Consider the following 26040-nt stretch of genomic DNA (forward strand, 5'->3'; position numbering starts at 1 on the left):
TTTGAGCTGTCATGCGTTCTGCTCTCAGTCCTCATTCATGCAGTTCATAACCAAACCTGTTGTGAGTTTAGGGTAGAAATAAGTGGATTTTTGCGGCATTTTTTCTCCATTTGCCGCCACAGCACCAATTTCAGATACCAAAGTGGAATTTAAGAAGAAGGCACAGTTACTTTTTCCACTCTCGGTGCTCTCTACCGCTTCATCAAAAGAACGTGTGTAGGTAAGATTCACTTGATTCGCCATGTTTTCTTTATCAATGCCAAGAAGTTTTTCTAAAACAAGGCTATGCAAAATAGATACGTCTAAGAAACGATAGGCGTCACTTTGCTCCGGAATGACATCACGCATGACGGTAATATCTTTTAAAGTTAGCACAGCTTTGGTTTCTCCATCATAAAAACCAAATGCTTTCTGGGCATCTTTCGAAGCTTCCGCCAGTTCCGTATGAATCTCATCCAAACTGCCCACTTTTTCTACAGCAAAATATTGCTCACAATCTTGCAACATTTTTTCGGTATCAAAGCTTTCCATATCACGGACCAAACGGTGTGTTGGGAACACGACCAAGCCCTCATCGGCCATATCTGCCAAATACATCATGACATATTCACTTGAGGGATTATAAATATTGTTTTCACGGCAATAATTACGATAGTTAATGGAGGTTTCATAACGGTGGTGACCGTCAGCAATATAAAGCTTTCTTGGCGCAAAATCCTCTGCAATTGCTTCAATAGCGGCTTTATCATTGACAACCCACAAACGGTGAATAACCAAACCGTCATCAAACTCATAACGAGGTGCTGTCGATTTTGAAAGATTCTCCATTCGCTCTCTGGTGACGTGTTTTTCGTCTTGATAGAGAGAATAAATTTGGCTGAAATTACAGTTTGTTGCCTTTGTCAGATTGAGCCTGTCTTCTTTTGCCTTGCTAAGAGTTTCTTCATGCGGCAAAACCACATTGTTGGCAAAATCTTCAATTCTCACTCGGCAGATGATACCTTTCAGACTTTTGGTCTCTCCCGTAGTAACATTCTCTTTAAATTCCAATTCATAGATGTAAAGACCCTCGTCCATATCGCATTGCAAAACGCCATCAGATAGCCATTTTTTGAGGATATCTCCTGCTTCTTCATAAGGGTTTTCTCCTTTTGGCAGTTCTAGGCGAATGACATTGTGCTCATTGCGTGCCAAGTATTCTGCACGTTCTTTGTCGCTGATAATGTCATAGGGGGGGCAAACCAATTCTTCGATATTTCCTGCTTTTTGTCCGTATCTCATTCCTTTAAACGCTTTAATCTGTGCCATTTTATTTCCTTTCATGCCGGATATTTCCGAGTTTATTTTTATAGGCACAAGATCTCTACTATGCATCTTATGCCATTGATTGATTTTGTTCCATTAAACTTTCATATTCAAACAGCGGCTATGCTTTCCTAACGATAAGACAAGGAGCTATTACCACCTGTTTCTTTTTATATTCTATCCTGATTTTTTATTGCCGTCAAGCCAAATCACGGCTAGAAAACACTTATAAATTTTCTTTGAAATTTTCTTTTCTTAGCTTTTCAAAAAGTGCTTCTGCTAATTTAGTACAAAATTCTAAAAATTTTTATATTCTTGCCTTATCTTCACATTCTTTTCACAAATCAATTCTATAATAAGAGAGTATATTTAGGGCTTACTCGGAGCGAAAATGTGTGCAACTCTTGAATCGCCGTCTATCAAAAAAAATTTTTGCATTTGTTTTGGTAATGTAAGTGAATCATTCATTGTTTTTACTTTACCCATTCGCTCTACTCTCTACGAAAATTTTTATTCAGACAGATTTCGCAGAAATAGCCCTTACAAATCCGTATTTTTTATTGCAAATTCCTATATAGTGCGATAAAATAAGAAATTGTTACATCGAGATTATTGAAAGCAGGAGGAATCTACCATGATAGAGGTCAAACACCTCACAAAGCGCTATGGTGTCAACACCGCGATTGACAACGTTAGCTTTAAAATCGAAGAAGGTACGATTGTTGGTTTTCTAGGACCGAACGGCGCCGGAAAATCTACTACTATGAACATTATCACCGGGTATCTTTCATCTACATCAGGTTCTGTCACTATTCAGGATATTGATACACTTGAAGACCCGTCGGCTGCCAAGAAAATGATGGGCTATCTGCCTGAGCTGCCACCACTTTATTTGGACATGACAGTCAAAGAGTACTTGAACTTTATGTTTGAGCTGAAAAAAGTAGCGCTGCCTCGTCAAAAACACATTGACGAAATCTGCCGTTTGACAAAAATTGAGAACGTGTACGGCCGCTTAATCGGCAACCTATCAAAAGGGTATCGCCAGAGAGTCGGCATTGCACAAGCCCTTTTAGGAAATCCTCCTGTTTTGATTTTGGACGAGCCCACCGTTGGTCTTGACCCAAAACAAATTATTGAAATCCGAAATCTAATCAAGAGCCTTGGCAAAAACCATACCATTATTCTTAGCTCGCATATTCTTCCTGAAGTACAGGCTGTTTGCGAACGTATCATTGTCATCAACAAAGGAAAAATCGTTGCTGACGGCAAAGCAGATACACTGGCACATGATCTTTCAAAAGACCATAAGTTGGTGGCAAGAATTGCTGGTATTGAAAAAGAAATTGTGCAGGGCATTCGTGAGTTAGAACACGTCGAAGATGTCCTTTCCCTAGGCGAAAAAGAAAAAGGCGTCTTTGAAATCAGCATTGAAGCTACCCCTGAAACCGATATCCGCCGTAGTTTGTTTGCCCTTTTGGCACGCAAAGGCTGGCCGCTCCTCGCTCTCAAAAACTCTGATCTCACTTTGGAAGACTTGTTCCTCAAGCTGACTTCTGGAGAAGATTTCGCTGTTCAGCATGACCTCGAAAATTCTGAACACCCTGAAATCGAACTGGAAGAAGCACAAGATGAGGCAGATACCTCTGACGAAGAACAAACTGAGACAGAAGAGAAAGGAGAGGACAACGCATGATTGCTATTTTTAAAAGAGAATTAAAATCTTATTTTTATTCCCCTATTGGCTATGTTTGTGTAGCCGCTATTGTGGCTCTTTATGGCTTCTTTTATTATGCCATTCTTATGAGCTCGGGCACTACCGCCTACATCGGCAGTGTATACAGCACTTTGTTCAGCTTTACCATGATTATTCTTCCCATCCTCACCATGAGAAGCATGAGTGAAGATCAGAAAAACAAAACCGACCAAGCCTTATTAACCGCTCCTGTCAGCGTAGTTTCTATTGTAACCGGTAAGTTTTTTGCCTCTTTTGCCGTTTACTTTGTTGCTTCAACACTTGGTCTTCTACCCGCCTTTGCCCTAGCTTTTGTATCTTCTCCACCTTGGGGCATTATTTTTGGCAACTATATTGCCACCCTGCTTTATGGCGGCGCCATGATTTCTATCGGCGTGTTTATTTCAAGTCTGACACAAAGCCAAGTTATCGCTGCTGTCGGCACTTTTATTGCTTCTATCATCTTTATGTATATAGACGGCATTGCGGCTAGTATAAACAATCCAATTGTTACTAAAATTGTTGGTTGGATTTCTTTCTCTACCCGTAACGCTACTTTTACTGCAGGAACTTTCAGCTTTGCTAGCTGCATTTTCTTCATCAGCGTCATCTCCATTTTTGTCTTTCTCACCTCTCGCAGGCTAGAAAGCCGCCGTTGGAGTTAAGGGAGGATTAAAAATGAAAGATAAACAAGAAAATAAGACAACTGAAGTCAAAGCTACCACAAAGAGCAAACCCAGTTTTCTAAAAAGCACAAAATTCAAACACGGAACTTCCTCCGTTATCATGACAGTGGTCTTTCTCTGCATTATCATCGTGGTCAATATTTTGGCTTCGGTTTTAACAGACCGCTTTCCTTCTTTAAATATTGATTTAACGTCTCAGAAAATAAACACGCTTTCTGAAGATGCTGTAGAAATTGCCAAATCGGTTCAGACAGATACACAGATTATTATTCTTGCCAGTGAAGATAATGCAGACCAGTTATTGAATTCTGGCGACATGCAGTATAGCCAAGTTATTACGCTGGCTAAAAAGCTGCAAGAAGTCAACAGCAAAATTCAAGTGAGCTTTGTTGATTTAGACACCAACCCTCAATTCACACAAGAGTATTCTGAATACAGTCTTTCAACCGGTTCTGTTATCGTAAAATCAAACAAGCGTATAAAAGTGCTTGCCCCCATGGTTGATTTGTTCAGCGCCACTCAGAACCAACAAACTGGCGGCTACGATTACACTTCTAAAGTAGACGGGGCTTTGGCCAATGCTCTCAGCTTGGTTAACTTAGAGAAAGTTCCTACCATGGCGGTAGCCAACGGCCACGAAGAGCTACTAGTTTCTACTGCTCGTGCTGCTTTTGACAAGAACCTTTCTGACCGTGGTATTGATGTAGTGGAATTCAACATTATGACAGATGACATTCCTGAAAATGCCGATATCATTATGATTCCTACTCCATCAACCGATTATACAGAAGCTGAAATCACAAAACTAAGAACGTTTCTTTCTGATGAAACAGCTGAAAACTCTCGCAGCATTCTTTATACGGCCGACTACAGCCAGCCTACTATGCCGACTCTCGAAAGCTTTTTAGAAGAATGGGGCGTCAAACTGCAAAAAGCTGTTGTTGTCGAAACCAACACAGACCATGTTCTTCCCGGCGGAGATGCTTCCATCATCTTTGTTAATTCCTCTAGCGAGCTACTGTCTAAAAATTCTTATTCCTATCTTGTTGCCCCAGTTGCCGCACCAATGGAACTTCTTTTCTCTGGAAATGACAGTATCTCTACTACTGCTTTATGGACTTCTTATGACAGCACTTATGTCATGGAAAATGAAGATAGCGATACATCTAAAACAGATGCATATCCGGTAGCTACCATGTCTACCAAAGCTGTTAAGAAAAACGGTGAATATGTAAATGAGAATGTAATTGTCTTCTCTTCTTCCGTTGCTTTCACCGATAACTTTATCAATTCATCTACCTTTGCCAATAAGCAATTCTTTACTGATTTATTCTCTAATCTCACAGGTTCAGATATGTCCCAGGTTTATATCGCTCCCGTGACAGTCAATCAGTATGACATTGCCGCCAGTGCATCTGTCATGAATATTCTTGGGTTTGGTGTGTTTACTGTTGCCATCCCTCTCGTTATCATTGCATTTGGATTGGTTATCTTCCTGCGCAGGAGGCATTTGTAAGCTATGAAAAAAAAGACCAAAAACATTATCATTATGCTGGTGGTTCTTTTGGCAGTGGGCGGCATAGCAGCCGCCCTGCTGCTTAATCCAAAAGAGGATACGGCTGAAGAACCTTCCTCCAGTACTGCCACAGAAATCATCCCTGTTGTTGAGAAAACAGCAGCCGATCTTTCCTCTATTTCTGTGAAAAATGCAGCAGATCAGTTTGTCATTACCGCTAAACAAATAGCAGCGGATGAAGCTACCGAAACGAAAGCCTCTACTGAATTTTCTTTAGAAGGATTCGACGGCGTTGCGCTCAATGCCAGCAACCTCTCTTCTGCAGCCAACACAGTTGTTTCTCTCAATGCTGTCAAACAGCTCGACACACCAGAAAAGCTTGCTGATTTTGGCTTAGACGGTGAAGGAGAGGCCACTCTTACCCTGCAATATACAGACGGCACCCATGAAACTCTGATTGTCGGCCTACCTTCTTCAGGTACCACAGGACGTTATGTCTTGAAAGACAAAAACGTTTATATCGTCAGCTCTGTTTCACAAAGTTTTTTTGATACCGCACTTAGCTTTGTTGATACAGCCGTCCTTGCTATTCCTGATGTTGAAGTCACCGATGCCGAAGGAAATGTTTCTGCAGGCGCTGATGTACTGACCGCCTTGACCTTGTCGGGCAAGCAATTCCCTGAACAAATCGAAATTGCGCTTAATCCAAATGATTCTACCAGTATGTCCCCTAACCGCGTGCTCGCTCCCATAGAGGCTGATGGCAATTCCACTGCCATTTCTGAAATTACAACAGCTTTGAGAACGATTACGGCAACAAATGTTGTTCAGGTAAAGGCCGACGACGCTGACTTTGAAACTTATGGGCTAGCCGAGCCTTATGCACAGGCCGACTTTGAAATTAACGGCGAAAAACATACGGTAAAAATCAGTGATGCCAATGAAAACAAAAATCATTATTTAGTCATTGACGACAACAAAACAATCTATGAAGTTCCCTCCTCTTCTGTCTCTGTCTGGAGTGATGCAAAGCTTGATAAACTTCGCGCTTCGTATATCCTGCTCTCCAACATTCAAGATGTCAGTAAGCTAACTTATACAAAATCAGATTCTACCTATGTTTTTGACATGACCAGAGAGAAAAACGAAGAAAAATCAACTGACGACGCTATTCAGTATGATATTTCAGCTACTTTTAACGGTGGCAGCATTGATTATTCCAAAACTTATCAGCCCATGTACAGTGCTATGTTAAGCTTGCCTATCCTTTCATCTGAAGTGGTTGAATACGATAAAGCATCTCCTATTTTCTCTATGCAGTATGATTATTTTGAAGGTGGAAGCGACGTAGTCAAGTTCTACGCTTTAGAGGGTCAAGATCGCTATGTTGCTGAACTAAATGGAAAATACAGCGGTATTCTCCGTAAAGTTTCTTTAGATGATTTTATCACTTTGTTGGACAGAGCTTCTAAGAATGAAGTCTTGAAAGAATCTTAAAAATTTTTTCAAAAACAATTGACAAAATCACACCACTGTGCTTTAATGTTTTTAAACCGTTGACGGGGATATAACATAAAAAAACGAACTGAAAGAGAGTCGGGGTGGTGAAATCCGACAGCTACGTTTTTATGGAATGGACCCCTGAGGGCTTGCGGAAAAGCTTTGGCTGAGTATGGCAGGACGTTTGCCGGCGTTAACAGGCAGGAATGTGTTAGCATTCTACGAGGCGGCCGAAAAAATCGGCAAGCAAGGTGGCACCGCAGATTTCGCATCTGTCCTTGTAATGAGGACAGGTGCTTTTGTTTTATCTGTCCCTCATCCATAAATTTATTTTTGTTGAGGAAAGGAACTAAATGCCATGAAAAAATTTCAAGTTAAAAAAATGTTGTCTCTGATTTTGTCTGTTCTAATGCTTACCGCATTGCTTGCTTCTTGCAAAAGCGACGGGGGCGAATCTTCCACTTCGAGTGATGTTGCTTCAACCAGCAGTTCAGAAGCTCCCAAACCTCTAAAAATCGGGCTGGTTCAATTTACCGAACACGCTTCTTTAGACACCATTAGAGAATCTTTTTTGGCCCGCATCGATGAATGGGGCTACGATGAAACCAAAATTTCCATTGATTATCAAAACGGCAGCGGCGATACTGCTAACCTCAACTCTATTTGCCAAAAATTTGTTGGCGACGGTGTAGATGTGATTGTTGCCATTGCTACTCCTGCCGCACAAATTGCTGTTTCTGCTGTAGAAGGCACTGATATTAAAGTTGTCTTTGCTGCCGTGAACAACCCTGTTGATAGCCTTGGCATTAAAACACCTGAAAAGCCTGAGGGTAACATCACCGGTACCTCTGATAGAATTCCAGTTTCTTCTACCATTGATTTGGCTCTTAAAGTGAACCCGGAGCTGAAAACTTTTGGCTTGCTCTACAATTCAGGCGAAACCAACTCTGTGGATGCTGTTGAAGCCGCAAAAGCTTACTGCGCTGAAAAAGAAATTGCTGTTGTCGAGGGTACTGTTTCTAACACCAGTGAAATTCAGCAGGTTGCCACAAACTTAGCCACACAGGTCGATGCCATTTTTACTTCTACCGATAACAGTATTGCTCAGAATATGCCTGTCGTAGTAGAAGCTGCTAATGCCGCCAAAGTACCTTTCTATGTTGGCGCTGACTCTATGGTCAAAGACGGTGCACTGGCCGCTATTGGGATTGATTACTCTAAATTAGGTGCTGAAACCGCTGACCAAGCCATCGAAATTTTAGAGGGCAAACCTGTCTCTGAAGTTCCTGTGAAATTTTTTGAAACTTATGATACCTACATTAACCAAACAACATTGAAAACACTGGGCATTGAATTTCCGGAAGATATCTTATCCTCCGCCATTACTTTTGAATAAAAGCTCTTGTGTTTCCATAGCAAATTTATTTTTATTCGTAAAAACACACAGCCTGCACGGATTTTATACCGCGCAGGCTATCTCATTGAATTTGGAGTGACATTATGACTGCCATTGCGCTAAGAGGTGCCATTGAATTAGGGCTGATTTATAGCCTTGTTGCCGCCGGACTTTTTATCAGTTATAAAATCTTAAATCTTGCCGACCTCACGGTTGACGGAAGTTTTACCTTAGGGGCTGCTGCGTCTATCATGCTGACGATAGGAGGGCACCCTTGGCTAGGACTTTTAGCTGCCATTTTGGCAGGTGCTTTAGCCGGTTTCTTTACTGCTTTTTTACAGACGAAACTCCGGATTCAATCCATCTTAGCCGGTATTCTCACCATGACGGGGCTTTACTCCATAAATCTAAAAGTGATGGACAACAAAGCCAGTGCAAACTCTATTAATCAGCCCAATATTTTTGACTGGTTTAAAGCCGGATTCGGAGATTACGGAAAGCTTGTCTTCATTTTGATTTTGGTGGTCATTTGTGCCGCTATTTTGGTTTTGTTTTTAGGGACACAGCTGGGACTTTCTATTCGTGCAACGGGTGACAACGAGAACATGGTGCGCTCCTCTTCCATCAATGTTGGTATGATGAAAACCATTGGTCTTGTCATTGCCAATGCCCTTGTGGGGCTTTCGGGGGCTGTTTTGGCACAATATCAGCAAGCTACCGATGCCGGTATGGGTATCGGCGTTGTCGTTACGGGACTAGCCTCCTTGATTATTGGTGAAGTTCTGATTGGCAATTTAATTCAAGCTGTCTTTCACAAGCGCAACATCTTAACAGGACTGATTTCTGTGCTATTAGGCTCTGTCATCTACCGCATTATCATTGCCTTTGTCCTACAGCACAACAATGCACCCGCTCTGCAATTCCTGAATATTACGGCTTCTGACATGAAACTTCTATCTTCTATTATTGTTATTGTGGCAATCTCTTACCCAGCTGTGCGTGATTCGATTCAACTATCTCGTTTGAAAAGGAGCCAAAACTATGCTGATCATCAATGAAATTAGCAAGACCTTTCACAAAGGCACCCAAAATGAGCGCAATGCCATTTCTTCTCTCAGTTTAAAGGCTTCTGACGGTGAGTTTATCACGATTATCGGTGGAAACGGTGCGGGAAAATCCACTCTCTTGAATTTAATTGCCGGCACACATTTTCCCGACAGCGGGCAAATCTTGTTGGCTGATGAAGATATTACTTATTTACCGGAACACCAAAGAGCTAAGAATATTGGTCACCTTTTTCAGGATCCGCTTATGGGCACGGCGCCAAATATGACTCTTGAAGAAAACCTATCGCTTGCTTTCTTACGAGGCGGTCATCGAGGACTGAGGCCCGGTCTTAGTAAAAAAAACATTTCTATTTTTGAAGAGCACTTAAAATCTTTAGATTTAGGTCTTGAAAGTCGCTTAAAAACCAAGGTTGGCCTGCTTTCAGGTGGACAGCGTCAAGCTGTCACCTTGCTTATGGCCACAATTGCCACACCGCATTTGCTGCTTTTAGACGAGCACACCGCTGCACTTGATCCCACCACCGCTGACAAGGTCTTAAATCTAACGCAAAAAATCAGCAAAGAACATGGCATTACCACTTTGATGATTACACATAACATTGAACACGCTCTTGCTTATGGGGACAGAACCCTCATGATGCAGCATGGTGAAATTGTCATGGATATTGCAGGAGAAGAGCGAGCCAATATGACCGTAGAAAGTCTTCTGCAAAATTTCAAAGCACAAAGCGGACAAAACCTGACAAATGATCGTATGCTTTTGTCCTAAAACCACTTTGTTGAACTGCTCTAAAACTAGAAAACTATTGATTTTTCTGAAAAATGTGATAAAATATAGCTAATCGAGAGCATGGACAATTGTAACCTTGTGAAAATGCTCTGTGTATATTTATGGAGGTGTAAGAATATGGCTTATACAATCAATGACGAATGCATTTCTTGCGGCGCTTGTGCCGACACTTGCCCTACAGAAGCAATTTCTGAAGGCGATGGAAAATACGTAATCAATGCTGATACATGTGTCGACTGCGGTGCTTGCGCAGGTGTTTGCCCTGTAGACGCTCCCCAGCCGTAATTTCTTTCAAAAGAAACAGAAACAGGACTTGCACCTTGTGGCAGGTCCTGTTTTTATATGAAAGGAAACTTTTATGAACACACATGAAACGTGGGAACCCATTTCCTCTGAACACTACATTTTAGTCACACCAGAACATCATTTTACAACGGATACCATTTTGCTTGCTCATTTTTCTGCCCCCAAAGCCAAAGATATCTGTGCTGACTTTGGCAGCGGCTGTGGTATGATTCCTTTGCTATGGCAAATTCGAGTTTGCCCCTCACAAATTCATGCTGTAGAAATTCAGCAAAATGCAGTGGAGCAACTGCAAGCCTCAGCAAAGCGCAACGGCTTTCCTCAGCTTGCCATTCATCATGCCGATTTACGCAATATCCGCTCTCTTTTCACACCAGAATCGCTAGACCTAATCTCCTGTAATCCCCCTTACAAAGCCATCGGTGCCGGTCTGCAAAACGAAGATTCCTCTCGTAAAACAGCGCGACATGAAGATTCGCTTTCTTTGGATGAGCTTGCCAAGAGTGTTCGCTTTGCCCTTAAATTTAGCGGCCGCTTTTGCATTTGTCAACGTCCAGAACGTTTAACAGATGCCATGAATATCTTTCGTCAACATGGATTAGAACCTAAGCGTCTTCGTTTAGTGCAACAAAGAAATAACAGCAAGCCCTCACTTTTTCTCCTAGAATGCAAAAAGGGCGGCAAAAGCGGATTAATCATTGAACCCACGCTGCTGATTGAAGATGAAAATGGGTATACCGCAGAAATGCTTGCTATTTATGGGGATTATAAAACTCATGCAGAGAAATCATGAGAAGATTAGATGTTTGTTGAGGGGCTTATAATCATGATTGTATTTGATAGACTGTGGGAAACCATGCGCAAGAAAAATGTTTCGACCTACATGCTTCGTGAGAAACACAATATCGACTCACGCACGATAAGACGACTCAAAGCAAACGAAAATGTCACCACAGACACGCTGAATACTCTTTGTGTTATTCTAAATTGCAATTTGCAGGATATAGCGGAATACGTGGAGAAATGAAAACAAAGGAAAACCCTATAAAGTTTTCCTTTATTACACACCACTATTCTCTATCAATTTAATCTAAATAAAAAAACTGCTGCAAGGAAAAATTCCCTGCAACAGTTTTTTTATTTATTCTTTTTCCAATGCTTTCAGTTCAGCGGCTTCTTTGGGGTTCACCTTTACTTTGCCGTCCTTAATCAATTTTACGTCTTTTACTTTATAGATTTTAGGGGCAGCATCAGGGTCTTTATCAAGTTTAACCGTCAGTTTCTGTGTAAGAAGATTTTGGTCAATAACCACACCCTTGCCCTCATCAGTCAAGACAATCGCTCCCATTTTAGGCGTTGTCCGCAAGAGGTCGACATAAGCGTCTTGCTCATACTTCAAGCAGCACATCAATCTGCCACATGCACCCGAAATTTTCACTGGATTCAGTGACAAGCCCTGCTCTTTTGCCATCTTGATGGAGACAGGCTGAAAGCCATTCAAGAAACTTCCGCAGCAAAATTCTCGGCCGCAAATACCAAGGCCGCCCAGCATTTTTGCCTCGTCACGCACACCAATTTGTCTTAGCTCAATGCGGGTACGAAAAATTCCGGCTAAATCTTTGACAAGCTCACGGAAATCAACTCGTCCATCTGCTGTGAAATAAAACAAAATTTTTGTATTGTCAAAGGTATATTCAACATCAACCAACTTCATATCAAGCCCATGATCGGCAATTTTCTTTTCACATTGAATAAAGGCAGTCTTTTCTTTCTCTTTGTTTTCTTCTAGTTTCCGGATATCGTCTGCCGTTGCTTTGCGAATTAAGCTTTTTAATGGTTGCACAATACTGTCATCACTAACATTCCGATTGGCCATAGCTACTTCACCGCACTCAACTCCTCTGGCGGTTTCTACAATGGCCATATCTCCCTTTTCAAGCTGTATGCTTTTAGGGTCAAAATAATATACTTTACCGGTGCTTTTAAACCGAACACCAATTACTTCTGCCATTTTTTTAATTATATCCTTTCCCGACCTTATGCTTCAAAACAAAAAGCCGCTTTCCTATATTCTGCAAATGCAGTTATAAATCTATCTATTCGTTTATCTTTTATTTAGGCAGACAAACTGTTTTATTGCAAAAAATTTACCCTATTCTGTATTTATCTGAAAATGGCTATCGTCCTGCCATTTTTCTTAACTGCGCACAAAAGGCAGTTACAAGCAGTGTCATATTAGCATTTCTTTCCATTTTATCTTTATATTCTCTGGCGACCTCCCGCATCTGCATAAGTCTTTTGACAGAAATCTTCTGCAGCGATTCCAGTCTTTGTGTTTCTTTTACAGATAGACCTGTATAGCCACTTTTGAGCAACACAGCTTGCCGAAAAAGTTCTTCTAACTGCTCTAACACGGCAGCAAACATTTTTTTATCTCGAATAAGCGCAGAGGTGCTAGCAAAAATTTCATTTTCACTTCTCCCCGCAACTTGCGGTAAAATCAAGTCTGTTATTTCTCGCACCGATGCCGCTGTACCGCTTTCTGCTTCCTCTAACATTTTGCCGAGATTACCTGCGCAAAGCTCTGACAAAGTCAATGCTTTCTCATGTGGCATTTCTTGTTTTTGAGCAATCCACTCAGCTGATTCTTGAATAGAAGGCGGTTGGAGCGTAAAAATCTGCGCACGTGACCGTATGGTGGGCAGCAAAACTTCTGCGCTCTGGCAAGTAAAAATAAAAATAGTGCGCGCAGGGGGTTCCTCTATTACTTTTAATAATTTATTCTGTGCCGCTTCACTTATTCTATTCTCTATGAAGAGCAAATAGACTTGTATATCGGCCTCTTCGGGCATTCGATAAGCATCTGCAATAATCGCTTTCACGGTATCAACAGTAAGGGAGCGAGTTGCCCCGCTCCCTTCTTCTATACGAATATCAGGATGAGAACCTGCCTTGGCACGAACACACGAGGGACATTCTCCACACGGTGCCTGTATTTTTTGTCGACAAACCAGTGCCTGTGCAAGAAGCTTCGAAAACGTGCGTTTTCCGGTCCCTTTTTCACCTTGCAAAACAATAGCATGCGGAAATTTTCCACTTTGCAGGGCAGAAAAAAGGCTTTGCTTGACGTGCTCATTCCCTAAAAAATCTATAAAGCTCATCAGACCTTTTCAAATCGGTCGACATCTAATACAAAAATAGTAGAGCCGCCAACTGTCACCTCAACCGGGAAAGAAGAATACATGCCCATATCCATGGTAGAAGTATTGGGCACCATCTGATTTCTGCGGCTGCTATGTTTGGAGATGATTTCAATCACCTCGTCTACTTTCTCATCTTCTACACCAGAGATGAATGTAGTGTTACCTGCCATTAAAAATCCGCCTGTTGTGGCAAGCTTTGTTACAGAATATCCCTCTCTTGTTAGAGAAGAAGAAACGGCACCACTATCATCATTGCTCACAATTGCAAGAATTAGTTTCATAAAATCCGCCTTTCTTTCGTTTGTTTCGTATTTTATATACAAAAAATCTTCCTATTTATTGCTGTTTTACGAACCTATCATACCATAAACTCTTTAAAAAATCTATACTATTTTTACAGCAATTTGAGAAATAAGTCTTACGTTTATCTCACAATTACCAAAGATTCACCCTATTTTTGCCTAGACTTGCTTTTTATTAATTTGCTTGCTTTTTTTGTCTTTTCACGCAATCTCACCTTTCTGTCTTTATCTCTTATTACAGTCATTACTTCACTGCCAAAACAAAATAACGCTATTATATTAGGAATGGCCATCAATCCATTGAAACTATCCCCAAGCTGAAAAGCAAAGTCAAGTGGTACAACACAGCCTAAAAAAGCACAAAAAGCATACACAACGGCAAATGTCGTTTTTCCTTTGCCTTTGGTGAGGTAAAAAAGTCCCTCTCGCCCATAACAGCACCATGTGATGGTAGTCGCTACGGCAAACAAGGCCGTACAAAAAGAAATTAACTTAGCCCCCCACTCACCCATCGCCGCTTCAAATGGAAAAAAACTTATCGCTGCTCCTTCTAGGTTTAAAGGAGCCTGTGCGCTGAGAATGCACAAACCTGTTATGGTACACATGACAACGGTATCCGCAAAAACTTGAAAAATCCCTAAGCAACCTTTTTGCACCGGCGTTAAGCTTTCTACTTCATCATAAGCAAAACTGGCACTGCCAAGTCCGGCCTCATTGGTGAACACACCTCGAGAAATCCCTGTTTTGGCCGCCAGTATCATGCCGGCTGCCCCGCCTAATCCTGCACGCAAAGAAAAAGCGCCTTCAAAAATAGAAGTTATTGCCGAAGGAATGTTAGCCCGAAACACCCATAGCACAACCACTGCTGCAGAAAAAAAGATAACTGTCATTAGAGGCACTAATTTTTCTGTTATTTTCACCGCAAATTGCATACCGCCCACTGCCACAAAAAAGAGAACAGCGGCTAAAATGAAGCCTGACATTTCCGGGGAAATTCCAAACTCTGAAAAGGCCGAAGCCGCCGCATTGACTTGTACCATATTGCCCATGGCTAAAGAAGAAAGAAAGCATCCAACCGCATACAAAGCCGCCAAAGGTTTTCCTATCTTTTTTACTCTTTCTATGTACCCTAACGGCCCTTTTTTCTGGGGATATTTGGCCGCCAGCATATTTTCTGCAAACAAGGTCATCATGCCAAACAACGCAGAGATACACATCCATAAAATAGCCCCTGGCCCACCAGTGCCAACAGCTACCGCCACACCAACAATATTTCCGGTTCCAATTGAGCCTCCCAGTGCTGCTGTTAACGCCTGAAAAGAAGAAATCTTTCCTTTCTCTGATTTTGACCCAAAAAGGGCTGTTTTCATCCAAAATTTGCTCTTTCTAATTTGAAAGAATTTGCTTTTAAGGGACAGCCAAATTCCCACAATCAAAATTGGAATGAGAACATGCCAACCCCAAAGCATATTGCTAATTGTCTGCAGTATATTTCTCATTCCTTTCCAGAAAAATATGTTTTGGTATCTATTTATATTGAATTGAGATTTACAACCTTGTATGATTCCCTTTTAATTTGTCAGCTCATAAAATTCTAAAACAGAATAGATAGACCTTGACAAATTTTTTGCAATTTCATCCGTATGATGGGTCAGCCATATTTCATCTTGCGGATTGTCATGATAAATGAGCTCTGCCAAAATTGCTGTAGCTTTTGTTTTACGTAATTCATCTAGAGCGGTAACAGAATCTACCTGTACCAAGTTCGGCTCAGGATAAATTTTTTTGTAACTTTCCGCTATGCTCTGGGCAATTTCTTTTCCTTTTGTATCGTGTTCATAATAAAAAAACTGCGCTCCTTTTCTTCTACCCTTATAATGTAAACAGGCTTCATTAGAACGCAAAGCAAGGTGTAAATCATATGTATCTGCATTTGCATCACGTATTAGGGCCGGCATTTTGAGCTCTTCTGGAGAAATTACGCAAATCACCCCTTTATTGGCTAAGTCATTGGCTATTAACTGCGCCATTTCACTCATCCAAAAGCTTTCATCTCCGCCATTTGGATATTGCCGGTTTCGTTTTCTTGGCAAACTGATATAGATTTTTGCCATTCTACACCCTCCATTTTACCTGAATTTCCTCTGTTTTATTCTATCGCCAACTTCATTTTTTTCTCAAAAAATTCTTTTGTTGTAATTCCCGAGGGACGCACAAAGCGGCCTAAATTATAAAGCGAGTCTTTATCTCGAGTAATCACACTAATTTTTTCGGCTGACGTCAATGTCGCTGAAAACCCCATTTCTTTAATCAACTCGGGTGTAGTCTTACTGACCGCCCCAAAGGGGTAAGCAAAAGCGGTGGGTCTTTTCCCCACATGTTTTTCAATTTCATCTTGTGCTTTCAGCAAATCATTTTCTATTGCTTTTTTGTAGCTTTCATCCGACTCGCCTTGCTTCTTTTTAACTCCTTTTCTGGCACCTATGGTGTGCATATCATAGCTATGGTTCTGAACCTCTATCCTCCCTGAATCGCTCATTTCTTTCAGCATATCCCAAGTCAAATGGGAGTAATAGGCATTCTCCTCTTGAGAAGCCGTGAATAACTCTGTCACAGAAACAATGGGAGAAACTACAAATTTGCAGTCTAGTTTTTCGGCAATTTCCATTCCGTAAAGATAATTGTTGTAATAACCGTCATCAAAGGTAATCATTACCGGTTTTGCAGGCAAATTTCCTCCGTTTGTATAATTAATTAGGTCTTGTACTACCACTGTTTCATAACCATTTTCTTTTAAATAAGTTAAATCTTTTTCCAATGTATCCGGAGAAATAACATATTCGCCATGACGGCTTGGGTCTTTTAACAACGAATGATACATCACCACCGGAACGGCTATGCTCTCTTCGGTATTCGTTTGAATTGAATTATCTGCTTGTTTTGGAGCGAAAAAATGTATGGCTAAAAAAGTAAGCCCAAGCAGGGCCAAAATAGATAAAATTTTAAGACGAGTTACCTTTATAACGCTATATTTCCAACTACTCTTCATACTTGCACCACCTCATCAGTAATAGATAGTCGCTGCCCCCTCATTTTATTCGTATTTCATATTTTATCTATACAATTTAGTCATTTTCCTTACAAATTATGAACTCCATTGACTTTTATATGGATACATGCTAAAGTGAAAACACCGTTGTTTATCCCAGAATTACCCCTTATTATAAACAACCTCGCAAAGACTTTCTGGGATAATGCGCCGTCTGTCGTGTAGGCGGCCAATAAAAGCCGGAGAGCAAATGATTCTTTCGGTGTGCTAGAATCATTTTCTCTCCGGCTTTCTGACTTTAAAAGTCTTAAAAACGGAAAACCTTATCTTCATCCGTTATCGGTCCGTTACACCGCAGAAGATAGGAAAAGAAGAACCGTTACAGGCAGGATATCCTGCGTAGCGATACATTATTTGATGTATCGGAAAGGCAAGGTAAATTCATGAAAAAAAACAAATCCCCAAAGGGGGGTATTCTTCGTTTTTATCCTTTTACAAAAGGGTTTCGCTTTTCTTTTTGCTTATCTGCTGTGGCATTATTATTCTCTATTATTGCCAACTATATGACCCCACAGGTGGTTCGCTTCACGGTAGACTCTGTTATAGGGGACACCCCTTTTCAGCTTCCTACTATTCTGGTCAAGTGGATTGAACAGGCTGGTGGCCGTGAATTTTTGCAACAGAACATTATCTTATGTGCAGCCGCTGCTGTTTTTTTTGCGGTGCTCTCTGGGATTTTCGACTATATTTATCGCATGCGCATTGCCAAAGCTAGCGAAGGCACAGCAGAACAACTACGAAATAAATTATTTGACCACATTCAAAAGCTTCCTTTTGCATGGCATGACAAACATCAAACCGGTGACATGATTCAGCGTTGCACACAAGATGTTAATATGCTGCTTAACTTCATTCGAAGCCAGCTGCTTGAAATTATTCGTACCGTGCTGCTGCTTGTGGTTTCTCTTATTCTGATGTTCATGATGAACGTCAAGCTTTCACTCATTATCTCCGCTTTCTTACCTATCTTAATGCTTTCTTCTGTTGTCTTTTTTAAGCTGACAGGGAAAAAATTTTTACAGGCTGACGAAACAGAGGGTGAACTAACGGCCATGGCACAAGAAAATCTTACTGGGGTTCGAGTGGTAAGAGCTTTTGGCCGTGAGCGTTTCGAAATTGATCGCTTTCGCCAAAAAAGCCATGAATTGGCTGATTTTTGGATTGGCTTGTCCAAGCTGATGAGCTTGAACTGGGGTTCAGGTGATTTATTAGCCGCCCTGCAAGTGCTGGTTTCGATTATTTCCGGTATTTTCTTTGTTGTGAACGGTGAAATCACCACAGGCGAATACATGACTTTTTTTGCCTATACTTCGATGATTGTTTGGCCGGCACGAAGCCTTGGCAGACTTTTAGGCGAGCTGAGCAAATCAGAAATCAGCTCGGTCCGACTGCTTGAAATTTTAGACGCCGAAGAAGAAAAAGACTGCGAAAATCCTCTGACACCTGACATGGATGGCGATATTGTCTTTGACAATGTCAGTTTCTGCTATTCAGGTTCTCAAGATGTACTTAAAAATGTCTCTTTTACCATTCCAGCTGGTTCGACTTTTGGCGTTTTAGGCGCAACCGGCAGCGGCAAATCAACCTTGATCAGCTTGCTTGACCGTCTCTATGAATTACCTGAAAACCACGGTAAAATTACAATTGGCGGCGTGCCTGTTTCACAGATTAAACTCACTCATTTGCGCAAACATATTGGTGTAGTGCTGCAAGAACCTTTTCTCTTTTCTAAGTCATTTAAAGAGGGAATCGCCGACGGTGCACAAAGTGCTGAACTGTCTGTAGTGCGCCATTTTGCAAAACTTGCCGTCATTGATGAAGCAATTTCAAGCTTCTCTGAAGGCTATGAAACACCAATTGGTGAGCGAGGTGTGACAATTTCAGGCGGACAAAAACAGCGCGTGGCAATTGCCAGAATGCTGATGCAGAACACCCCCATCAAAATTTTTGACGATTCGCTCTCTGCCGTTGACATGGAAACCGACACAAAGATTCGCCAATCTCTGCAAGAAAATGTATCAGGAACCACTATTTTGATTGCCCATCGCATTACCACGCTAATGAACGCCGACCGCATTCTAGTGCTAGACAAAGGCGAGGTCAGTCAAATTGGTACACACCGAGAGCTTATTGCAGAAGACGGCATTTACAAACGCATTTACGATGCACAGAGTGCCAGCCGCAATTCTTAATTGCAGCAGCCATGTGCTCTTTTCGGTCTGCCAGTCAGACCCTTGTGAGGTGACTTATGAACGAACAAAAAGATATTAAAATTGGATTTTCTTCTCTGAAAGTATGGGGACGAATGATTCCTTACTTAAAGCCCTACAAAAAATCTTTGATTGCCATCGGTGTGTTAATGATGATTAACGCTGCTGTCGATGTCATCTATCCCATTTTGGCAGGGCGTGCTGTCAGCCAATTCGTTGAGCCCCGTCGAACCGAGGGACTCTTGACCTTTGGCCTGATCTACTTGGCCATCATCATTCTTCAAACCTTCTCTACTATTCTTTTTCTGCGTCAAGCTCTTTTTACCGAGACCAAAATTCGCAGAGATTTGTGCATTACACTCTTTGATCATTTGCAAACACTTAGCTTTTCTTATTATAATGTCACGCCAGTTGGCACGATTCTTTCTCGTGTGATGAGTGACACTGAACGTATTGGCGCTGCTTTTACATGGAGTCTTGTCGATGTATGCTGGAGTTCTGCCTATTTGATTGGCTGCATTGGCTCTATGCTTTTTATCAACTGGAAGCTCGCCTTAATGATTATCGTTATTATCCCTATTATTGGATTTTTAACCATCAAATTTCAGAAAAGAATTTTGGCTACCAATCGTGAAGTACGCCGAGTCAATTCTGAAATCACCCGCCACTATAACGAAGGTATTTCAGGTTCAAAAACTTCTAAAACAATGGTTATTGAAGACAAGAACACATCCGCTTTCAAGAAAGTTACACAAGAAATGCGCTCAAAATCAGTGCATTTGGCTTTTCTTGGTTCCGTCTATGTTCCGATTATCGTGTTCTTAACCTCTCTTGCTGTTGCTTTTGTGCTGACAAGCGGTGGAAGCATGGCGATGAATCGTTTAATTGATATCGGTACACTGACTATTTTCATCAACTATGCGCTGACCATTTCACACCCTGTGCAAAGCTTTGCCAATACAATCACTAATTTTTTCTCAACACAGGCAAACGTAGAACGTGTTTTTGAGTTGCTTGACAGCAAGCCTGAAATTACGGACACTCCTGAAGTTGTTGCCAAATATGGCACCTCTTTTGAGCCTAAAATTGACAATTGGGAAGCCATTGAGGGCAACATCACGTTTGAAAATGTTTCCTTCATGTATTCAGACGGCACCGAATATGTTCTTGAGGATTTTAATCTCGATATTCCTACCGGCACAACGATTGCCATTGTCGGTGAAACCGGAGCGGGAAAATCCACCCTTGTTAATCTTGCTTGTCGTTTCTTCGAACCCACAAAGGGTCGCATTTTGATTGACGGCAAAGACTATAAAGACCGCAGTATGCTGTGGCTGCACAGCAATATTGGTTATGTTCTGCAAACCCCTCACCTGTTTTCAGGTTCTGTGAAAGAAAATATTCGCTACGGCCGCCTCGACGCCACTGATGATGAAATTATTGACGCTGCCAAACTTGTGGGTGCTCATGATTTTATCATGAAAATGGAAAAAGGTTATGACAGCGATGTCGGCGAGGGTGGCGGACAGCTTTCCACCGGCGAAAAGCAGCTCGTTTCTTTTGCTCGTGCGGTATTATCTAATCCCCGCATTTTTGTGCTGGACGAGGCAACTTCTTCTATTGATACGCACACCGAGCAGATTATTCAGACCGCTATTTCTACTCTGCTTGAAAATCGTACTTCTTTCTTAATTGCCCACCGTTTATCCACCATTCGTCAAGCTGATTTGATTTTGGTCGTAAAGCATGGCAAGATTATTGAAAGAGGCACACACCATGACTTGATGAAAAACGGTGGCTACTACGCCGATCTTTATAACAAGCAATTTGAAGATGAAACTGCTGAAACCGTGTTTGCAGGGCAGTAACGCTAACAAATCTAATCTAGAACATTAATCTACTTAATAAAGATGAAGCAAGAGTTTTTCACTGCTTGCTTCATCTTTTTATCTTTTAAAGTTTCTTTGGTTTGTCTATACAAATAGGGTCAAACATGGTATCGTAAAGAGTAGATTTAAATTCAACCTGAAAGGGGATTGTTTATGATTAAGCATCCGCCCCTCGGCATTTATATACATGTTCCGTTTTGTTCTCAAAAATGCCCGTATTGTGACTTTTATTCGCTGCCCCCAAAAGGCAACCTTGCCGCCGAGTATATCCATGCACTGCAAGTAGCTATGCAAAAATATGCTCATTTGGGGCTTTCGGTTGACACGGTTTATTTTGGAGGTGGCACACCCAGCTTGCTCGGTGCAGAAAATTTGGTGCGCATTCTTACGATAGTCAAAGAAAATTTTGCTGTATCAGAGCAAGCCGAAATTACTTGTGAAGCAAACCCAGGAAATCTGTCCAACTCTTTTTTCGCTAAACTGAAACAAGGAGGGTTCAACCGCCTTTCTTTTGGTATGCAGTCGGCAAACGAAACCGAGCTGCGCTGTCTTGGCCGTCAGCACAGTGCTGACGACGTTAAAAAAGCGGTTCAGTCAGCACAGGAATTTGGTTTTGATAATATCTCAGTTGATTTAATGTTGGGCATACCTGAAAGCTCTGCCGAGCATTTGAGGGAATCTATGAATTTTGTGGGTGAGCTAAACATTCAGCACGTTTCCGCTTATATGCTGAAAATTGAAGAAAATACGCCTTTTTATACAAAACGCGAGACGCTTACTGTCCCCGATGATGATGGTATGGCTGACCTTTATCAGCTTTGTACAGACACTTTGCCAGCCAAAGGCTTTGCGCAGTATGAAATCAGCAATTTTGCTAAATTGGGCTTTGAAAGCCGCCACAATCTAAAATATTGGCATTGTGAAGAATATTTGGGATTCGGCCCCTCTGCCCATTCTTTTTATGAGGGTAATCGCTTTTACTATCCTCGCAGCGTGAACCATTTTCTTGCCGGAAAAGCCCCCCTCTCTGATGGAACCGGAGGAGACTTTGAAGAATTTGCCATGCTAAACTTACGACTTCGAGAGGGTATTTCGCGCTCTGCCTGTGAGGAACATTTTGACGATGGCAAAGCTCAATTTAATGTTTTACTGGCCAACGTAAAGAAATGTCCTCCTCACCTTCTCCTAGCGAATCCTCAAAGAATTGCATTAACACCAGCGGGTTTTGCTGTCTCTAACGCAGTGATTTTAACGTTGCTTTCTTAAAGTCTATTTTATTCCACCTAACTAGCTTTTTAGATTGCTTAACCATGACTTTAGTTTTATCGCCATAAAGGCACGTAAAATTATTGGTATTTTCAGCTTTTCTATAAATTCACAAATAAACTCAATAAAGGGATGAACGTTCAATTGCCTTGGATATTTTCAAAAAAACAAATTTTTTATCTGCGAATAATTGGTATAATCGGTACTCTTTTCTGCATGACTGCTATTTTTCTATTTTCTGCTCAAGACGGCGAAAAGAGCGGTGCTCTCAGTGGTGGTTTGCTCCATATGCTTCTTCAGTTTTTTCTACCACAGGCCACCCCCGCAGAATATGAATGGTTGAGCTTCTTCATTCGTAAATGTGCTCATTTTTCCATTTACACTGCCACCTCTATCTTTTTATCTATTTTAGCGGTTACCTTTCCCCTCTCTCTTGTCAAGAAACTAATCTTTGTATTGATGGCTGGCTTTTTATATGCGGTTTCCGATGAAATTCACCAACTATTTATCCCTGGCCGTGCCGGCAGTTTTAAAGACGTTTTGATTGATACCTGCGGTGTCCTTGTAGGAATGTCTGTTACTTTTCTATGCTTTTATTTTGTTCAGAAGAAGAAAAACAAAACGTGAATCTTTTATAAAAAAAGCCTTGCCAAAAAACGGCAAGGCTTTTTTCAATTGACTATCCCCATTAGATTTTATGTATCTGGCGTTTGAAATAATTCAGCGTGCATTCGGCTATAGTGAAAAATGTACTGCTGCGCCAATCCAGCGTGTTTCCCAAACTCTTCCGGTGATTTCCCGGGAAAAAGCTTGTTCATTGCCCGCTTCATCCACACATCCAGCGGAAAAGCTTCTGTTTTATGAAAACCATATAAAAGCGTGCATTCGGCCACCTTTGGCCCTACTCCATGAATTTTTTGCAATTCATAGCGCCCAAAGTGAATATCCTTTTCCCGAATTGCCTGCAAATCAACCTTGCTCTCTACAATTGCGCGTGCCGCAGCGATAATATACTTGGCACGAAATCCGGCACGAATGGGCTCTAAGTCTTTTACCGTCATTTTTGCCACTGTTTCTACTGCGGGAAAAGTAAAACCTCCGTCAATTGGTTCCCCGCACAATTCTGCAAATCGCTCGATAATTCCTTTAATACGGGGAATATTATTGTTTTGAGAGAACAAAAAGGAGGCTAATGCTTCCCAAGCATCTTGTCTTAAAATACGAATGCCCGGAGCAAATTTTGTCGCCTCTTTCAGCGGTTCACTTTGCTTAGCAAGCGTTTCTCTCATCTCTTCGTAGTTTACCGCAAGGTCAAAGTAATCATACCAAACGGTTTCATAATCTTGCTGTGAACAAAAGAACGTCAATTCATCTTCATCCTGACGAATTTGCAGCAAGCGGCCAAAGGCAATGCCTTCCCATATGCTGTATTCTTCCGTTTTCTCTATTTCTTTCCACCGAAAACTTTGACCACAATTTAAGGTCTGTTCCAAGTCAAAGCATTTGTTTATTTGTATACCGGTCTTTGTCATCATCGATTTTTCTCATCCGCCTTTTGCTGAATTTCAGGCTTACGAGAAGTGAAGTATTCTATCGAACGCTCAATGGCATCCTTTGAATTTCCCCAGTCGGCACCTTTGCTGCGATAATCAAACATACGGCAAAAATGCGTGACGTCATCACCCAAACCAGCCAGCTGATTTTTGGCAAGTTTAGCTGTCTGCGCGGCAAAAATAGGAAAGTTTTTACGATGCATTTTTTGAGCATACTCAATGGCCATGCCGTAATGCGTCAAACAAATAAACTCTTGTTCTGCATATATTTGACGAAATTCTTCCTCTGATTCCCATAGTTTAACCATGCTGTCAAACAAATGGCGCATATTTTTCTCTACGTTTTCGCAGATAAAACAATCATGCTGCCGGCGTTTCACTGCTTCTACTATTTTCTTGGCGGGCACTTTTCCCTCTGGAAAAACTTCTTTAGAGGTTTCGGCAATTAAGCTTTCTAAAATGAGTGCCACTGAAAGACGACTGCCTCGAGCCAAAATATGATTAAAATGAGTTTCGCAGAAACCCAGACGATTCGTTTCTTCTCTGACATCAGGTTCCATCATAGCTGCACCTGTGATATAAGTGGCAATCCGGTCTTCCAGCATATCTCTCATACGGCAAAACGGACAACCCTCTTTGGGCTGAAAAATATCATTAATCGGTATAGAGCATATATCTTCTCTCATGTCAAGTCCCTTCTTTTAAATTATAAATTTATTTCTGCATATTTATGCTTTTACTATCCAACCCCTAAAGCTTGTTTTTTCCCACTGTCAACAGGTTTTCCCCATAGCTTTCAACATTATAAACAGGGTTTTCAACTGCTTTTGAGCTAGTATATCACATTTTCAGCTAAAAAGGTAGCAATCTGCTTGTGAATAATTTGCTTTTTTTACCGCTTTGTGGATATACAGGGTTGAAACTGTGGAAAACTCAATTACTTTTCCTCGGTAATAAATTTTCGAACAAACCGTCCCCTATATATAGACAATTTTGAAACAAAAAATTCAATTTATGGACATCTTGTTATTTTTCTTTTTTAGAATTATTAAATATGAGCAACTCAAATTTCGACATGTGTTTACATAAAATAAGTTTTTAGAAAGCCTGTTGAAAACTGGAAAACCTTGTGGGACAAGAAGTTCTTAACATTCTTAACAGAGTTATCAACAGTTCCATCTTTCTGTGAAATTATCAATTATGTAAACTGAATGGTGTTTTTCATTTTCGATAACCTTTTCGATTTAACTTTGTGGAAAAAATGTAAAAATATTCATTCCATTTCCGTCATTCATTCATTTTCTCTGTTTTTCAGATTGAATTTTACATTTTTATTTGAAGAAATGCGATTATTGTGATACAATAGATTAAATTATGGGTTGATATGCTTAATCGGCATAATACCTATCTATCCCGAATGAAATAAAGGATGATTTTGAATTTAATGGATAATCATGAGAACAATATCATTGCCGGTCGAAACGCCGTTAGTGAGGCTCTGCGCGCAGGGCGTCCCATTGCCGCTCTTTATGTGCTGCGAGGAGAAAAAAATGGTTCGATTGTTTCGATTTTGGCAAGAGCAAAACAGAAAGAAATTCCTATAAAAGAAGTTGACCTCAAAAAACTTGATTTTATGTGTGGTCATGCTGTTCACCAAGGCGTTGTGGCAGCGGTTGCTGTCAAAGATTATGCCGATTTAGACGATCTTTTTCGTTTGGCAGAAGAGCGCGGTGAACCACCTTTTTTCATTTTATGCGATGAACTTTCTGATCCTTACAATCTGGGCGCTATTATTCGCACGGCCGAATGTGCCGGTGCTCACGGTGTCATTGTCCCCAAAAGACGCAATGTGGGACTAACTTTTGCGGTTGGTAAATCTTCGGCCGGTGCTGTTGAATATCTCCCCGTTGCGCGAGTGACAAACTTGGCTGACACGATTGAAACGCTTAAAAAACGCGGCGTTTGGATTTATACAGCCGATATGGACGGTCAGCCCTGGTGTCAAACCGACTTTAGCGGGGCTGTCGCTTTGGTCATCGGCTCTGAGGGCGAAGGCGTAAGCCGACTGATTAAAGAAAAATCTGATTTTATTGTTTCTTTGCCTATGAAAGGCAAAATTAACTCTCTGAACGCTTCGGTTGCTGCCGGTATTCTTTCTTACGAAATTTCACGTCAAAGAAGTCGGCTAAATACCGTTAATCCTTAAAGGA

Annotated in this window: 24 protein-coding genes and 1 other annotated feature; of the genes, 15 read left to right on the forward strand and 9 right to left on the reverse strand. The window is 41.2% G+C overall.

The genetic code is table 11. From position 1 onward, the window contains the following. Positions 1–24 precede the first annotated feature (24 nt). A complete protein-coding gene (locus CS931_RS06870; protein ID WP_099205020.1) occupies positions 25–1308 on the reverse strand; it encodes a DUF1015 domain-containing protein in 1284 nt (427 codons plus the stop codon). A gap of 631 nt (positions 1309–1939) precedes the next feature. Between CS931_RS06870 and CS931_RS06875 the strand changes: the two genes are divergently transcribed. The 10 genes from CS931_RS06875 (at position 1940) to CS931_RS06920 (ending at position 11325) form a co-directional block, all read left to right on the forward strand. Continuing rightward, entirely contained in the window at positions 1940–3001 is a 1062-nt protein-coding gene (locus tag CS931_RS06875) for an ATP-binding cassette domain-containing protein (RefSeq protein ID WP_099205021.1), read from the forward strand. Further along, on the forward strand, positions 2998–3705 hold the full coding sequence (locus CS931_RS06880) for an ABC transporter permease (protein WP_099205022.1): 708 nt from the start codon (positions 2998–3000) through the stop codon (positions 3703–3705). The genes CS931_RS06875 and CS931_RS06880 overlap by 4 nt, the downstream gene beginning before the upstream one ends. 13 nt (positions 3706–3718) lie before the next feature. Beyond that, on the forward strand, positions 3719–5242 hold the full coding sequence (locus CS931_RS06885; protein ID WP_099205023.1) for a motility-associated ABC transporter substrate-binding family protein: 1524 nt from the start codon (positions 3719–3721) through the stop codon (positions 5240–5242). Between the two features lie 3 nt (positions 5243–5245). Further along, complete coding sequence (locus CS931_RS06890) at positions 5246–6739, forward strand: DUF4340 domain-containing protein (RefSeq protein WP_099205024.1); 1494 nt, start codon at positions 5246–5248, stop codon at positions 6737–6739. Between the two features lie 50 nt (positions 6740–6789). Then, positions 6790–7025 (forward strand) — a binding site (T-box leader). Positions 7026–7100: 75 nt separating this feature from the next. Beyond that, positions 7101–8138, forward strand: coding sequence for an ABC transporter substrate-binding protein (locus tag CS931_RS06895; protein WP_099205025.1), 1038 nt, complete (start codon positions 7101–7103; stop codon positions 8136–8138). Between the two features lie 104 nt (positions 8139–8242). Then, a complete protein-coding gene (locus tag CS931_RS06900; RefSeq protein ID WP_099205026.1) occupies positions 8243–9196 on the forward strand; it encodes an ABC transporter permease in 954 nt (317 codons plus the stop codon). Further along, positions 9180–9974: an ABC transporter ATP-binding protein gene (locus tag CS931_RS06905; protein ID WP_099205027.1), complete on the forward strand. Its 795-nt coding sequence runs from the start codon at positions 9180–9182 to the stop codon at positions 9972–9974. Before CS931_RS06900 ends, CS931_RS06905 begins: the two co-directional genes overlap by 17 nt. 138 nt (positions 9975–10112) lie before the next feature. Continuing rightward, positions 10113–10280: a 4Fe-4S ferredoxin gene (fdxA, locus tag CS931_RS06910; protein WP_099205028.1), complete on the forward strand. Its 168-nt coding sequence runs from the start codon at positions 10113–10115 to the stop codon at positions 10278–10280. A gap of 73 nt (positions 10281–10353) precedes the next feature. Further along, positions 10354–11091, forward strand: coding sequence for a tRNA1(Val) (adenine(37)-N6)-methyltransferase (locus tag CS931_RS06915; protein WP_099205029.1), 738 nt, complete (start codon positions 10354–10356; stop codon positions 11089–11091). 33 nt (positions 11092–11124) lie between these two features. After that, positions 11125–11325: a helix-turn-helix domain-containing protein gene (locus CS931_RS06920; protein WP_099205148.1), complete on the forward strand. Its 201-nt coding sequence runs from the start codon at positions 11125–11127 to the stop codon at positions 11323–11325. 114 nt (positions 11326–11439) lie between these two features. On the opposite strand, the gene CS931_RS06925 is transcribed toward CS931_RS06920, so the two are convergent. The 6 genes from CS931_RS06925 to CS931_RS06950 form a co-directional block, all read right to left on the reverse strand. Next, on the reverse strand, positions 11440–12309 hold the full coding sequence (locus CS931_RS06925) for a PSP1 domain-containing protein (RefSeq protein ID WP_099205030.1): 870 nt from the start codon (positions 12307–12309) through the stop codon (positions 11440–11442). A 166-nt stretch (positions 12310–12475) separates the two neighbouring features. Beyond that, entirely contained in the window at positions 12476–13459 is a 984-nt protein-coding gene (locus CS931_RS06930; protein WP_099205031.1) for a DNA polymerase III subunit, read from the reverse strand. Further along, positions 13459–13782, reverse strand: coding sequence for a cyclic-di-AMP receptor (locus CS931_RS06935; RefSeq protein ID WP_099205032.1), 324 nt, complete (start codon positions 13780–13782; stop codon positions 13459–13461). Before CS931_RS06935 ends, CS931_RS06930 begins: the two co-directional genes overlap by 1 nt. A 170-nt stretch (positions 13783–13952) precedes the next feature. Next, a complete protein-coding gene (locus CS931_RS06940) occupies positions 13953–15302 on the reverse strand; it encodes an alanine/glycine:cation symporter family protein (protein WP_099205033.1) in 1350 nt (449 codons plus the stop codon). A 72-nt stretch (positions 15303–15374) separates the two neighbouring features. Next, positions 15375–15917, reverse strand: a complete 543-nt coding sequence (locus tag CS931_RS06945; protein ID WP_099205034.1) for an N-acetylmuramoyl-L-alanine amidase — start codon at positions 15915–15917, stop codon at positions 15375–15377. Positions 15918–15952: 35 nt separating this feature from the next. Beyond that, positions 15953–16852 carry a polysaccharide deacetylase family protein gene (locus CS931_RS06950; RefSeq protein WP_099205035.1) on the reverse strand — a complete coding sequence of 300 codons (900 nt, stop codon included), beginning with the start codon at positions 16850–16852 and terminating at the stop codon, positions 15953–15955. Between the two features lie 443 nt (positions 16853–17295). Between CS931_RS06950 and CS931_RS06955 the strand changes: the two genes are divergently transcribed. From CS931_RS06955 to CS931_RS06970, 4 genes are all read left to right on the forward strand, one after another. Further along, positions 17296–19104, forward strand: coding sequence for an ABC transporter ATP-binding protein (locus CS931_RS06955; protein WP_099205036.1), 1809 nt, complete (start codon positions 17296–17298; stop codon positions 19102–19104). Between the two features lie 56 nt (positions 19105–19160). Beyond that, positions 19161–20990, forward strand: a complete 1830-nt coding sequence (locus tag CS931_RS06960) for an ABC transporter ATP-binding protein (RefSeq protein ID WP_099205037.1) — start codon at positions 19161–19163, stop codon at positions 20988–20990. 174 nt (positions 20991–21164) lie between these two features. Continuing rightward, positions 21165–22277, forward strand: a complete 1113-nt coding sequence (hemW, locus tag CS931_RS06965; RefSeq protein WP_099205038.1) for a radical SAM family heme chaperone HemW — start codon at positions 21165–21167, stop codon at positions 22275–22277. 144 nt (positions 22278–22421) lie between these two features. Then, positions 22422–22904: a VanZ family protein gene (locus tag CS931_RS06970; RefSeq protein ID WP_143826237.1), complete on the forward strand. Its 483-nt coding sequence runs from the start codon at positions 22422–22424 to the stop codon at positions 22902–22904. Between the two features lie 68 nt (positions 22905–22972). Here the strand turns inward: CS931_RS06970 and CS931_RS06975 are convergent, their stop codons facing one another. Together CS931_RS06975 and CS931_RS06980 are read right to left on the reverse strand one after the other, a co-directional pair. After that, entirely contained in the window at positions 22973–23812 is an 840-nt protein-coding gene (locus CS931_RS06975; RefSeq protein WP_099205039.1) for a DNA-3-methyladenine glycosylase family protein, read from the reverse strand. After that, complete coding sequence (locus CS931_RS06980) at positions 23809–24516, reverse strand: DUF6062 family protein (RefSeq protein ID WP_099205040.1); 708 nt, start codon at positions 24514–24516, stop codon at positions 23809–23811. The genes CS931_RS06975 and CS931_RS06980 overlap by 4 nt, the downstream gene beginning before the upstream one ends. A 758-nt stretch (positions 24517–25274) precedes the next feature. On the opposite strand from CS931_RS06980, the gene rlmB reads away from it, so the two are divergent. Then, complete coding sequence (gene rlmB, locus CS931_RS06985) at positions 25275–26036, forward strand: 23S rRNA (guanosine(2251)-2'-O)-methyltransferase RlmB (protein ID WP_242964919.1); 762 nt, start codon at positions 25275–25277, stop codon at positions 26034–26036. Positions 26037–26040 lie beyond the last annotated feature (4 nt).

Origin of the sequence: Scatolibacter rhodanostii (genome assembly GCF_900197595.1) — a bacterium.
Taxonomy (GTDB): domain Bacteria; phylum Bacillota; class Clostridia; order Oscillospirales; family Acutalibacteraceae; genus Scatolibacter; species Scatolibacter rhodanostii.